Genomic DNA, 12785 nt, shown 5'->3' with positions numbered 1-12785 from the left:
CGATTCATCGTTAATCGAGAGGATAAACCAATTGAATTTTTCCGTCGGCTGCTTCAGAATGGTGACTGGTTTGCCTTCTTTGGTATGCAGTTGAAGGCTTGTTCCGCTGGCATCAAGAATTTGTTCCGCCGACGTTTCCCCGATTGAGAAAGTATGGTCTTGAACATCCAGTGGTCCTTTATTTTCAGAAAATCCGGTAATGATTTTACCCGAAGGGGTGATCAGGGCCAAATTCATTTGTTCTTTTTTATTAATTTTGAATAACGTTTCCTCAATCGCTTTAAGGTCCAAATCTACAGCTATGGCCATAGGAACCGGGGAGCCGTTCAGATATCGGACCATCGTAACCGTCCAGCCAGAATACTTCGATTTATAAGGTTCACTGACGATTGTAGTCCATCTGTTCTTGTCTGCCGCTTCGAACAAAGGTTCTCTGTCTGGCAACGGTTCATCGAAAATTCGGGTAGGCGTACTTCCGCCTAGGATAGATAAATCGCTTTTGATCAGGTAAATGTTACTGACATAATTGCTATTGAGCTCATACAGTTCCCTTAATTGCTTTCTAATCACTTCCATATTGTTAATGTTGGCCTTCACCGACGTTTCGACCGAGAACAAGATCGTCTGAAAGGATGAGAAATTTACCGTCAAATACTGGTCGACCTTGGCCAGAATCTGGTTTGTGTAATAGGCATCGTTAGTTCTTATTTCCTTTTGAACATATCGATAGGATAATTGGCTTATCAAGATAATGCAGCTTAGAACAAAGGCAAAACATAGAAGAAATAATTTCAAAGGCAAGCTGATTCTTCTTCGCATCGGTCATCTTCCTCATATATCTGATTAAACAAAGAATAGCATAGAACAACAAAGAGAGGGGCTACTTATCGCCACTCTCTTCGTTTATTTACTTGATTAGGCCTGCTTCTTTAAATTGTTTGATTGCTGTATCCTTGTATTTCTGCATTTCAAACTTGGTATCCAACGTTTTGAGGAAATTATCCCACTCGGAAAGAGGGTCCTTGCCCGTCATGAATTTGACCAAGCTTTCATTAATGAAACGTTGGCGGTCAGCTGCCAATGTATCGCTCGGGTCTGCAGTCAATAAATTTCCGGGTAAAGTAAGACCCACATATTGCTGGTTGTTCGTAAATGCTTCTGCCGTCTTCGGATTCTGGAAGCTGAAGTACTCGGCATCATCGCCACGGCGTGGCATTCTATAATGATCGACCCATGAATACTTATCTTTCATTGCAGCCGATAATTCAGAGGTTTTATTTTTGACCTTGCCGTCCACCAGATCCCAATGAATCCCTTTAATTCCATATGCGAAATTCGGGTATGCTTCTTTGTCTGTAAAGAGATATTCCAGCATAGACAAGATCCGAATGATTTTTTCCTTGTCCGCTTTTTTGGAAATGGCCCATGAATTGCCTTGGAACGATTTTTTCTCAACAATTTGATCGCCGTAAGGTCCTTTCATTGGAGGAATGACGATCCATTCCGGCACCTCTCCGCCGATTTCTTTCATTTTCTGCTGATAATCCGGTTCCAGCCTGCGGGCATCTCTGATCATGAAGCCAACTTTACCCTTAAACAACTTTTGGTCCAACRCATCAGGCGTATTCATCGTCACCCAGTCCGGGTCCACAACTTTGGCTGCCATCATTTTATTGATGTAAGCGAGCGCTTCCTTCATTTTGGGATCGATAAAAAGGAACACAGGTTTATTGTCTTTCACTTCAATGGCTGAAGGAGGATTGACGCCAAACATCCACATCAAGCTATCGAAGCCGTAGGTTTGCAGATTGCCTTCTTTATTCATACCGCCTATGAATCCGTACGTATCGTTTTTGCCGTTTCCGTCCGGGTCTTTATCCGTAAAAGCTTTCATCACTTCGAACAGCTCGTCAGGGGTTGTCGGCACTTTCATATTCAGCTTTTTCAGCCAATCGTTGCGGATGAAGAAGCTTCGACTGATACCGTTTACATTATCATAACCTGGAACTGCAATCGTTTTCCCTTGATAGGACATCGCCTCCCAGGAGTCTTTACCAAAACGCTTCTTCAATTCGGGGAATTGATCCAGGTATGGAGTCAAATCCGCAAGAACGCCTTGGTCATAATATTGCGCGAGATCGGCCCGGCTCTTCAAGAAGATCAGATCCGGAATATCCCCGCCAGCAATGAGCGTATTCAATTTGGTCGTCGCTTGTCCCGCCTGAGGAATGATCATATCCAAGTCGATATTCACTGCTTTTTCCAGCATTTGGCGTTGGACATCTTCTTCACGGGGAGGGATCGGAGCCGCAGCGTTGAAGGTGCCCTGGTTAAACATCGAGATTTTCATTTTGTTCGCAAACTTGTTGGACTGAGCTTGAGGGCTGCTCGAAGCTGTCGGTGTACCTTCTTGTTTTCCTCCGCAGCCTGCCAATACCGACCCCAATATAAGGGTGGCAGCCAGGACGGACAATATCCTTTTATTGTGTTGCATGTTGACCTCTCCTTTTGAGTATTATCATAACGGTAGAACACCGTAATAACCAATGAAAAAAATGGCTTGCTACCCCTTAATGGATCCCAATAGAACGCCTTTGGTAAAATGCTTCTGCAAAAATGGATAAACGAACAATATGGGAAGTGTCGTCACGACTACTGCGGCCATCTGTACAGCGAATGTGCTAACCGTTCCCGAATTGGCGAGCGAGTCGGCGCTTTGGGCTGCTACATTAAGCAGGATGTTGCGCAAGACCACCTGAAGAGGCATTAAGTTCGAATCATTAATATAAACAATCGCGTCGAAATAACTGTTCCAATGCCCAACTGCGTAGAACAAGGAAATCGTCGCTACTACGGGCAAAGATAGAGGGAGGATGATCTTCCACAGCGACTGGAGTTCACTTGCGCCGTCTACCCTGGCCGATTCTTCGATTTCAGCAGGCAATTGCTCGAAGAAGCCTTTAATGATCACCAGATTAAAGGCGCTGATTAAACCCGGAATAATTAATACCCACGGGGAGTTTAGCAATCCCAGAGAGCGGATCAACAAATACGTTGGAATTAATCCTCCCCCGAACATCATGGTAAAGACAATGAATAACAAGAATGAGCTGCGGCCTGGCAAATATTTTTTGGATAACGGGTAAGCGGCTATTATCGTAAAAACCACGTTAAGCGCAGTGCCTACAATCGTTCGGAACAACGTAATCTTATAGGCCTGCCCGATGCCATGAGAAAAAAAGACTTGTTTATAGGCTGTTAATGTAAAGGTTTCAGGTATAATAACGATTCCTCTTCTTATCACTTCCGCTTCAGGAGTCACTGAAACAGCAACTACATATAAGAAAGGGAACAAACAGATTATGGATAGCAAGATAAGAATGGAATAAACGGCTGCTTGTAATGCTTTTTCCCCGAATGTCAGGTTTATCATCTTGAATACCACCTCACCAAATTTGCCCATCGAATTTCTTGGCAAGCTTATTCGCAGCCAACACTAAAACAAATCCGATAACAGCTTTAAACAATCCTACTGCAGTAGCCAGCCCCACCTTAAGCCGTTCCAACCCTTCGCGGTACACCCATGTATCGATAATGTCGATCTTCTCCTGGTTAAAGGTATTGGCAAACATGTATATTTGGTCAAAACCCGCATCCAGAATATGGCTTAATTTCAGAATTAGCATCAGAATGATGACCCCTCGAATGCCGGGCAACGTAACATGCCAAAGCTGTCTCGACTTGGAAGCGCCATCAATTCGGGCAGCCTCATATAAGCTCGGATCGATTCCCGCCAATGCTGCAAGGTACAAAATCGCTCCCCAGCCGATATCCTTCCATATTTCAGATAAAATGATAATCAGTCTGCTCCAGGCAGGCTCCGTCAGAAAGGAGATGGGTTGGAACCCATAATCCTTCAAAATCATGTTAACCAGCCCATCCCCCGGTGCCAACAAGGCCACCATCAGCCCATACACAATGACCCATGACAGAAAATGGGCCAAATAAGTGATCGTTTGAACGGTTTTCTTAAACCATTGGACATACACTTCATTAAGAAGCAAAGCAAGTACGATGGGAGCAGAGAAGCCGAACAAAAGCTTGTATAGAGATATGAGAATCGTATTCCTCATAATGTCCCAGAAATAAACCCCATTCATAAAATCTTTAAAATTTTTCAGTCCCACCCATGGGCTATCCCATAGTCCCAGCACCATGTTGTAGTTTTTAAAAGCAATGATGATTCCCGCCATAGGAATGTACTTGAATATGGCGAAATATATCAGTGCGGGGAATAAAAGAGCATACATCACTTTATATTTGCGTATCGTTCTTATCAAAGATCTCCACTTTTGGGGGAGGGGAATGGCTTCCGCTGTCATTTTCGTTTGCATATCATCACCTCTGCTGTATTTATTTAAATAGTAGCATTCCAAAATCGATTAAATTTCTATATTTTCAAGAGTTTCTTATAAGATCTTAAGCAAGAAAAAAAACCGTCCGGTTCCCGGACGGTCCTTGGTGGTTAAGCGAAAGGGGAACCATTTGCATGGCTCCCCCTCTATAGAACCGGAAGTACGGTTTTCCGCATCCGGCACCCTATTCCCCTAACATCTATTTGTATAGCACTTTATCAATGTTGTATTTGGCCTTCAAGCTATTAATGATGTAGGTCTCATAAATTTCTCGGTCCACGGGGTCTTCCACAATACAAACATCAATTTTGGTTACTTCGTTGCGATGGTTGATCATGGGGGACACGGTGTCTTCGAAATGCTTCTTGATTCTTGGTCTTAGTTTCCTGGCCTTGCCGACAAACAGCAACTCATCACTTTGGTTGTAGAGCATGAAGATCCCACCCTTATCTCTAGGAATCAGGTGAAAATCAGTAAACCCATAAATATGACTAAGCTCAGGAGCAACTTGTTTGGCAATGGAAACATCCGGTGTTGGAATAGTAATGGTGATCAGGGTCATTCACGTCCTTCGTTCGATTTAATCTTAAATACTATCACAAATCCCGAAGTAAAACCATGTCCCCGCTGAGCATCAGGCATTAATTAATCGGAAGTAACGATAGACTTTAGCTAATTTCTGGTCGTGCCTTCCCTTTGGACTCTCCATACTCCCAAATTCGAAAAATTTCACATTTTTGATACCCACGTAATTGAATAAGGCTTTCCTCATTAACACTTTGTGTGCATTATTCAACCAGTACAACGGATAATACGCCGGCCCCTTCATCGTGGAGATGCATACAACCGACTTCCCTTTCAACAGACCTTCTGGCAGAAGCCCGCCGTTATCCTTGTAGKCAAAGTTAGAAGCGAACATTTGGTCAATATACCCCATAAGCATAGCGGGAGGCCGTCCCCACCAGATCGGATAGACGAACACAATCTTATCGGCCCACTTAATCTGCTCCCGATACTTCTCAAGCTGGGGGTCAGCATGCATATCCCTTCTGCGTTTCTTCTCATTGAAGATCAGGACCGGATTGAACGCCTCCTCATACAGATCCAACACCTGGACGTCCGTTATATGGGGGTTCTCACTGCTTCCTTGGATAACTTTTTGCAAAAATGCATAACTTAGGCTCTGATGATTAGGATGCGTATATATAACGAGTGTTTTCACTATGCCACCTCTTTACTTATCATTTGATAAGTAAATCGTACCACACTTTATTTTTAGTTGTCAAATGATAATTGTATTTTGATAATTGTTTTGTTATGGTGACTTATGAGGTGATCCCTGTGGACCAAACCACTTTTTTTCACAAATTCGTGACTTTTACTACCGCTGTTCATCAAGTGACGCATGAGCTTACCAAAGACGTTAAATTCGATGCTATCACCCCTGTCCAATATAGTATGCTGGAATATATCGCGGTTAGTCAGCCCGTTACCCTTAGTCAAATAAGTGATTGTCAGCATATGTCCATGCCGAACGCAAGTCGTGAACTGAGAAAACTAAGCGAAAAAAATCTATGTGAAAAATTTGCCGTTAGCGAAGATCGCAGAAAGCAATTTATTCGTCTTTCCCCTCAAGGGCAAGCCATGATGGACGAAGCCTTTGCTTCCATAGCGACCCGCTTCCTGCAACGGATCAAATCTGCTTCCGAAGAAGAGTTGGAAGAAATCGATCGTGCTCTGGACTTGCTCCACTCCAAAGTGTTTTATACTGGTGAACCAGTAGAGTAAGTGGGCATCATCCCATAGTAATCCGTAACATCATACGGATCGTTATGGTATAATAGAGATTGCATTTGAATATACTTTGGTAGAAACGGGGTATTGAAGGATGGGAATTTCTATGTCTAAACCAACATTTAATGTGGATCAATTGATTACCTCCACTGATGCATCGAAACGATTTGGCGAGCTTCGCAAGAAGGCGCAACAGGAGCCACAATATATCACCGATAATGGAAATGTCGAGTCTGTTTTAATTGGCTACCATTTATTTGAGGATTTATATAAGCGTCTCACTCAATTAGAACAGCAAGAAGAAGAACGCATTCTACTTCAGCGAATTGAACGAGTCGAGCAAAGCCCAGCAAGAGCGAAATCTTGGAAAGATATTCGTCGTGAACAACAATGAAGACAGAGCGCTTTGACGTTCGCTTCGATGCGGACGCGGAGAAAGAATACCTTCAAATAGACAACTCCCTATTACGCATTGTCAATGCGGCAATTGATGAACTCGTCTATCGGGCAGATGAAGTCGGAAAAAAGCTTAGCAATCATTCCAGTACCAAGTTGGCTGGTTGTAAGGAGATCAAACTGCGCGACGCGGGAATCCGTATCATTTTTCGTTTAACGAATGAGACTGTAGACATTCTTCGGATCGTTTACATTTTATCTGTTGAGCGACGATCCCATGATAGGGTGTTCAAGATTGCCGATCAGCGTTTAAAGGTTCTGAAAGCAATACAAAGTCAAAGTCTAAAGCGACATCTCTCAGCACGCAGAAAATGGGCACCATTAAATCTGGACCGAGAGAAGGACTAGCAACCGTTTACACAGAACAACCCCCGAATCCAAGTAATTGGAATCGAGGGTTGTTTGTTAATAGATGATGGCCTCTGGTGTTACGCCTACAGGGAACGTTTCTCGTTTAGAAGCCAGCAGCTACTTTTGCTGTTTCTTCCAAGCCTGCGGAAATGATTGCTTCCGCACGATCCTTGAATTGATTGTGGCCTTCAATAATGACATCTATAGGCTGAATGCCGAACAACCCAAGAGTGGCCTTTAATGGTGTTATCGCGGATTCAATGGCTGACATAGGCTCCACGGAATAAATCCCTCCACGAGCATTCAACAATACTACTTTTTTATCGCCCGCCAGACCCACCGGGCCTTGAGCTGTATATTTGAACGTCTTCCCGACTTGAGTAATGTAAGCAATATAATTGATCAGCGGTGCGGGAGCCGTGAAGTTCCAGAGCGGAAAGGCGAATACGACTTTGTCTGCCGCAAGGAATTGATCCAAATAACGATTCACAATCGTCGCAGCACTCTTCTCTGCCTCCGTAAGGTCGTAACCCTGGCTCAGCTTATAAGTTCCTGTAATCGCGTCGTTCCCATAATAAGGAAGCTCTGCATCATACAGATCGAGCTCCGTGATGACATCGGAAGGATGCGTTTCTTTATAAGTGTGAAGAAACGCTTCATACATCTTAACGCTTACCGCCTGCTCTACAGGGCGATCATTTGCTTTAACGAATAGTACATTTGCCATAATAGTTTTTCCCCTTTTGTTAAACTTAGAAGTAGTGTGGTCCCAAAAATAAAGCGCAGAATTAACTGCAACTGACTTAAGCACATAATAGTCGTTTTGAAATCGTTTGTCTAGCCCTTTGAAAAAATATTAAGTCACAAAGAAATCGACACGATTCATAACATCCGCAATCGTGTATTCCCGCAAATACTCAATTGTACGTTGTTCCGCTTCATGAAGAATCTTCTCTAACTCCAAATCCAGCTGTTTTCCAGCCTCCCCACAGTCCAATTCAATCTCAGGTTCCGATGGCACCGCGCTGACTGCAGCGTATATATCACCTAATGTAATCCGATCCGTAGGGATTCGCAAGAAATACCCTCCCTCACGGCCACCCTTGGAATCTACGATCCCTGCGGTCGCTAATTGCTGCATCACTCGGCGCATGAACGTTGCATGTGAATCGACCTGACATGCTATACTCGCACTCGATAAGATGTCGCCGCTCTTGGCTAACCAGACGATCGAGTGAACGGCTATCTTGAACCGGGGAGGCCCTATGTTAATGCCACGGTTGGCTGTACTCATTCTAGCTCACTCCTATAACCGACTACATGCAGCACATTATAGATCAATCCTATCGTTTGTTCAAGAGCACGGTCATTTTCGATAAAAGCGTTAGGATTGTGCAAATGCACGCTATGATTGTACATCCACAAACGTGCTGCTCCATACTAAAATAACGAAGAACAGCTAATACAATAATCACGAGTATGCGAGAGGATGACACAGCGATGAGTGAAATGCGCCAGCAAATATTGATCTTGCACCTGTCTTCGCCGGATTTGGAAGCGAGAACGGTCGCCTGGGCACTCTACGACAGCACCAAACCGAAGGGCGAATTGCAGATGCAGACGGGAGACGAGGACGTGCCGATGTACGAGTCGGTGTTGGACGCGATGCGGGAAGGCTGGAATGTGATCCAGCTGCCGTCCATGCCGATCTTCCGGACGGGATTTGAATTCGAGCAAGGCCATCTGACTTACGAGTATGTGCTGGAAAGAAAGGTGGCGTTGATATGAGCGGACAAGTGGAGCGGCATCATCTTCTGACGGCACGGCAAATGGCGGAGTTTGCTGTGAATGGGTTTCTCATCGTACCCGACATCGTTCCGCAGGCCTATAACGAGCAAGCTGCTGCGGAGATGCGCAAGTATGAGAACGGCACCGGCAAGTATTGGTTCGAGTCGGCTGTGATTCAGGAAATCTTCAACCTGCCTCAGGTCAAGGGTGCGTTACAAAGTTTCGTCGGCACAAGCCCAGTATATGACCATTCACATCTGCACATCGTGAAGGCGCATAATCATAAGGGGCAAGGGTACCACGCCGATTCCGTGATCGATACGCGACCGTTCGGCTACGACATCCAGGCGTTCTACTTCGCGCACGATACACCAGACGAGATGGGGCCGACACTCGTGCTGCCAGGCTCTCACCTTCGCCGGGTCAGCAATGGCAGCATCAGCCGCTACAAGAACATTGTCGGCCAGCGCCGCCTCGTCTCCAAGGCCGGTACCATCGCGTTCATGCACCATGCCATCTGGCATTGCGCCCAGCCGAACTTCACGGATGCGACACGCTACGTCTTCAAGCTCCGCTTGCGGCCTGGCCAGGAGCAGCGTGGACTGTTCAACACGGAAGGCTACACCGATCCGGAGCTGCACACGTACTTTCAACGATCCGGCCATCATGCGTGGGCTGGCGAAGAGAGCCGCGTGAACCAGATTCAGATCGCCAAGTTCTGGCGCTACTTGACCGGGGACAACCGGGTGGACGTATCGTTCGAAGGCGCTTTGACACGAATGGGGCAGTAAGCCAGGAAAGCCGGGAGATCCGCGGAATGCGGAATCGACCCGGCTTTTGTTATGTTCCTCTGAATAGAGTCAAATATTGCGGCGCAACTTCCGGTAGTCGCTTGGTGCGTAGCCGGTGCACTGCTTGAAGAAGAGAGAAAAGTAGTGAATCGAGCTCATGTGAAGCTGATCGGCGATTTCTCCGACCGTATGGTCCGTCTCCGCCAGAAGCTCCTTCGCCAGTTGGATCTTCTGCTCCATGAAGTACCGATGCGGGGATAGCCCGAATTGCTGATGGAATAGCCGCGATGCGTAATTCTCGTGATACAGCGTCCACTCCTTCAACCAGTTCCGGTCGTACGGCATGGCCGCGTTCCGCTTCAGTCCTTCCATGACCCCGCTCATCGTCTGCCGCGACGACACAACCTGCCCTTGGCTTGTGTAACGCTCCTTCAACTCCAGCATGAATTGTGTGAACAGCGACCGATTCAGCAAGTGTGCGCTAATCTCCTCCTTGTTCCACTGATCCACCAAACGGCGAAAATACGCTTCGATCCAGGTAGCCCCATCGTTCCAATGCTCCGGAATTTCCAAACCACTCCCGGCGTCGCCAATCGATAGCCGATTAGGCCGTTCCACCTTATAAAGAGTATCCTGCACTAGTGTAGTAGCGCCTGTCGAGTGCATCTTACCGTTCTCGGGGAGTGTGCCGTTCAGCATGTAATGAATGCCGTATAGGACGAACGGGCTGTTCTCATCCGCACAGAAGTAATGCGCAATATCCGACCCATAGTGGAACAGATCACCGGGTCCCGCTTCGTAATGCCTGTCTTGAATGTGCACACGCCCGAATCCGCTAGCCACATAGATGAACTGGTAGTATTCAATGACACGCGGACCGAATGCGAATCCCGGTGTACACACCAATCGGTTGGCGAACGTAATGACCGGGTAGAACGCGTTCCAAGACATGGTTCTGCTTCGTTTCATTCGGAATACCCCTATGTTTGTAATTTATAAATAGTGTATTACAAAATCTAAATACAACAGGCCTGAAGGCGTATTACAATCAATTATATCGTTTGTAATTCGCAAATTCTATAGTGAGGTGAGCAAGATGACAACAACTACATTGCATGAATTCGAGGAGTCCAACCCACGGCTGAACAACGTTCCGGTCTTGCGGGAGCGGCTGAAGGAAAAGGGGTATTTGTTTTTTCGCGGCATCCTAGACAAGGAAGCGCTACTGCAAATTCGCGGCGATATGCTGCGATTGTGCGAACCGTACGGCTTGATCCGGGAAGGTACTGATCCCATCGACGGGATTCATAGCGGATCGACGGAACTGAACGGAAAGTTCGAGACCAGCCCGCTTTACCGGGAAATTCTGGAGCTGCCGAGCTTAAACGCCTTCGGCCGCAATCCCGTGCTGATGCTGCTCTATTCCGGATTGCTGGAAAGCGAGGTGCTGGAGCACCGTCGGCGGATCGGCCGGGTTACTACGCCCAAGAGCTACGCGCAAACGACGCCCTCGCATCAAGATTTGTTCTATATCAAGGGAACGGCCGAGACATATACGAACTGGATTCCGACAGGGAATTGCCCACGGGAGTTGGGCGGACTTGCCTTACTGGAAGGTTCAAACCATCTCGGCGTTCTGGAGCATGTGAAGATGGTCGGCACGGGCGGATTCGGCATTCCAGAAGAAGTGACCGACCAGAGTGGGTTGCGCTGGTTATCGTCCGATTTCCAACTGGGGGATTTCTTGATGTTCCACAGCACGACGGTGCACAAGGCACTTCATAACGAAACGGAAGATCGACTTCGGGTTTCGCTCGAATACCGCATCCAACGCAACGGCGATGACATCGATCCGTGGTCACTTCAATCGCATATGGGACTTGTCGAGAGCAAGGCGTGACATTACCCCGAGCTGTGAAATAATCGAAGAGGCCCGCATTAGCTCCTATACGAGCTAATCGGGCCTCTCCTCTTCCATCCTCCACAGACTACTCCGCCTCACCCGCGGCTTCCCATCTAGCTATTTCCTCTCGAACCCGCGGCGCCACTTCTGTACCGAGCAGCTCAATGGCTCGCATTACATCCTCATGAGGCATCGTGCCAAGCGGTACATGCAGCATAAAACGTGTGATGCCTACTTGTTTGCGCAGATGAATGATCTTCAGAGCAACGGTCTCAGGATCGCCTACGTACAATGCTCCCTCGAAGCTGCGTGCGGCATCATAGCTGGAACGGTCGTAATGCCCCCATCCCCGCTCCCGTCCAAGCGCATTCATAGTAGCCTGGGTGGAAGGAAAGAACTTCTCGGCCGCTAGCTGGGTATTCTCCGCAATGAACCCGTGCGAGTGCGAGGCAACCGGCAACTGCGATGCATCATGACCTGCATGAGCGGCCGCTCTCTTATAGAGCTGTACGAGTGGTGCGAACTGCACAGGACTGCCTCCAATAATCGCCAGCACAAGCGGCAATCCGAGCAAGCCCGCACGGACAACGGATTCCGAATTGCCTCCGCTGCCAATCCATACCGGCAATGGCGTCTGAACGGAACGCGGATACACACCCAGATTGTCAATCGCCGGACGATGCACACCGCTCCAGGTTACTTTCTCAGACTCCCGTATTTTCAATAGCAACTCCAGCTTCTCATCGAACAGTTCATTGTAGTCATTCAAATCATAGCCGAATAGCGGGAACGATTCGATAAAGGACCCCCGGCCCGCCATAATCTCCGCGCGTCCATTCGAGATTCCGTCGAGTGTAGCAAAATCCTGGTAAACACGCACGGGATCGGCAGAAGAAAGCACCGTGACCGCGCTAGTCAACCTAATCCGCTTCGTCTGTGGCGCAGCCGCAGCCAGCAAGACAGCAGGAGAGGACGCCGCAAAATCTTTACGATGATGCTCGCCCACGCCAAATACATCCAGACCTACCTGGTCGGCAAGGACAATTTCTTCGACAACTTCACGCAATCGTTGTGCATGACTCATCACCTCACCAGTAATGACGTCCGGCGATGTTTCTACAAACGTGCTTATTCCTATCTCCACTTACATTCCCTCCTACTCAGCAAGTTTTTTCAAAAAAAGCAACAAGCCTAGTCCTCATGACTGCGCTCATCGCTTCTTATTGGTTCGTTCCATTTAACTACATGATTGCTTGTATATCACTTTGTCTACATTGCACTTGGCTC

Annotated in this window: 16 protein-coding genes; 6 read left to right on the top strand and 10 right to left on the bottom strand. The window is 47.1% G+C overall.

Translation table 11 applies throughout. The features are described 5' to 3' along the window. The 6 genes from AC1DWB_RS17125 to AC1DWB_RS17100 all read right to left on the bottom strand — a co-directional run. Window positions 1–819, bottom strand: an 819-nt coding sequence (locus AC1DWB_RS17125) for a cache domain-containing protein (protein WP_477542293.1), incomplete at its 3' end; no start/stop codon positions are given. Window positions 820–907: 88 nt separating this feature from the next. Further along, the gene (locus AC1DWB_RS17120) at window positions 908–2494 is read right to left on the bottom strand and encodes an extracellular solute-binding protein (RefSeq protein ID WP_477542292.1); all 1587 of its coding nucleotides are present in this window, start codon (window positions 2492–2494) and stop codon (window positions 908–910) included. Between the two features lie 69 nt (window positions 2495–2563). Continuing rightward, window positions 2564–3433 carry a carbohydrate ABC transporter permease gene (locus AC1DWB_RS17115; protein WP_477542291.1) on the bottom strand — a complete coding sequence of 290 codons (870 nt, stop codon included), beginning with the start codon at window positions 3431–3433 and terminating at the stop codon, window positions 2564–2566. A 13-nt stretch (window positions 3434–3446) separates the two neighbouring features. After that, on the bottom strand, window positions 3447–4394 hold the full coding sequence (locus AC1DWB_RS17110) for an ABC transporter permease (RefSeq protein ID WP_477542290.1): 948 nt from the start codon (window positions 4392–4394) through the stop codon (window positions 3447–3449). Window positions 4395–4614: 220 nt separating this feature from the next. After that, window positions 4615–4971: a nucleotide excision repair endonuclease gene (locus tag AC1DWB_RS17105; protein WP_477542294.1), complete on the bottom strand. Its 357-nt coding sequence runs from the start codon at window positions 4969–4971 to the stop codon at window positions 4615–4617. 78 nt (window positions 4972–5049) lie between these two features. Beyond that, window positions 5050–5637 carry an NAD(P)H-dependent oxidoreductase gene (locus tag AC1DWB_RS17100; RefSeq protein WP_477542289.1) on the bottom strand — a complete coding sequence of 196 codons (588 nt, stop codon included), beginning with the start codon at window positions 5635–5637 and terminating at the stop codon, window positions 5050–5052. 119 nt (window positions 5638–5756) lie between these two features. Between AC1DWB_RS17100 and AC1DWB_RS17095 the strand changes: the two genes are divergently transcribed. From AC1DWB_RS17095 to AC1DWB_RS17085, 3 genes are all read left to right on the top strand, one after another. Continuing rightward, window positions 5757–6203 carry a MarR family winged helix-turn-helix transcriptional regulator gene (locus tag AC1DWB_RS17095; protein WP_477542288.1) on the top strand — a complete coding sequence of 149 codons (447 nt, stop codon included), beginning with the start codon at window positions 5757–5759 and terminating at the stop codon, window positions 6201–6203. Window positions 6204–6315: 112 nt separating this feature from the next. Further along, a complete protein-coding gene (locus AC1DWB_RS17090; protein WP_477542287.1) occupies window positions 6316–6603 on the top strand; it encodes a type II toxin-antitoxin system Phd/YefM family antitoxin in 288 nt (95 codons plus the stop codon). Further along, window positions 6600–7013, top strand: a complete 414-nt coding sequence (locus tag AC1DWB_RS17085) for a type II toxin-antitoxin system RelE family toxin (protein WP_477542286.1) — start codon at window positions 6600–6602, stop codon at window positions 7011–7013. The genes AC1DWB_RS17090 and AC1DWB_RS17085 overlap by 4 nt, the downstream gene beginning before the upstream one ends. Window positions 7014–7119: 106 nt before the next feature. Here AC1DWB_RS17085 and AC1DWB_RS17080 read toward each other — a convergent pair whose 3' ends face one another. After that, a complete protein-coding gene (locus AC1DWB_RS17080; RefSeq protein ID WP_477542285.1) occupies window positions 7120–7743 on the bottom strand; it encodes an FMN-dependent NADH-azoreductase in 624 nt (207 codons plus the stop codon). 129 nt (window positions 7744–7872) lie between these two features. Beyond that, window positions 7873–8310: an RrF2 family transcriptional regulator gene (locus AC1DWB_RS17075; RefSeq protein ID WP_477542284.1), complete on the bottom strand. Its 438-nt coding sequence runs from the start codon at window positions 8308–8310 to the stop codon at window positions 7873–7875. Between the two features lie 206 nt (window positions 8311–8516). Here AC1DWB_RS17075 and AC1DWB_RS17070 point away from each other — a divergent pair, with 206 nt between their 5' ends. Beyond that, a complete protein-coding gene (locus AC1DWB_RS17070; protein ID WP_477542283.1) occupies window positions 8517–8804 on the top strand; it encodes a hypothetical protein in 288 nt (95 codons plus the stop codon). Beyond that, the gene (locus AC1DWB_RS17065; protein WP_477542282.1) at window positions 8801–9595 is read left to right on the top strand and encodes a phytanoyl-CoA dioxygenase family protein; all 795 of its coding nucleotides are present in this window, start codon (window positions 8801–8803) and stop codon (window positions 9593–9595) included. The genes AC1DWB_RS17070 and AC1DWB_RS17065 overlap by 4 nt, the downstream gene beginning before the upstream one ends. A 69-nt stretch (window positions 9596–9664) precedes the next feature. Here the strand turns inward: AC1DWB_RS17065 and AC1DWB_RS17060 are convergent, their stop codons facing one another. After that, a complete protein-coding gene (locus AC1DWB_RS17060) occupies window positions 9665–10564 on the bottom strand; it encodes an AraC family transcriptional regulator (RefSeq protein WP_477542281.1) in 900 nt (299 codons plus the stop codon). Window positions 10565–10691: 127 nt separating this feature from the next. On the opposite strand from AC1DWB_RS17060, the gene AC1DWB_RS17055 reads away from it, so the two are divergent. Further along, window positions 10692–11495 (top strand): phytanoyl-CoA dioxygenase family protein, encoded by an 804-nt coding sequence (locus AC1DWB_RS17055; protein ID WP_477542280.1) that lies wholly within the window; start codon window positions 10692–10694, stop codon window positions 11493–11495. Window positions 11496–11583: 88 nt separating this feature from the next. On the opposite strand, the gene AC1DWB_RS17050 is transcribed toward AC1DWB_RS17055, so the two are convergent. Then, window positions 11584–12642: an LLM class flavin-dependent oxidoreductase gene (locus AC1DWB_RS17050; RefSeq protein WP_477542279.1), complete on the bottom strand. Its 1059-nt coding sequence runs from the start codon at window positions 12640–12642 to the stop codon at window positions 11584–11586. Window positions 12643–12785: the final 143 nt, after the last annotated feature.

This window comes from Paenibacillus sp. P4_E11 (genome assembly GCF_056401635.1).
This window is presented reverse-complemented; position numbering and strand designations above follow the sequence as displayed.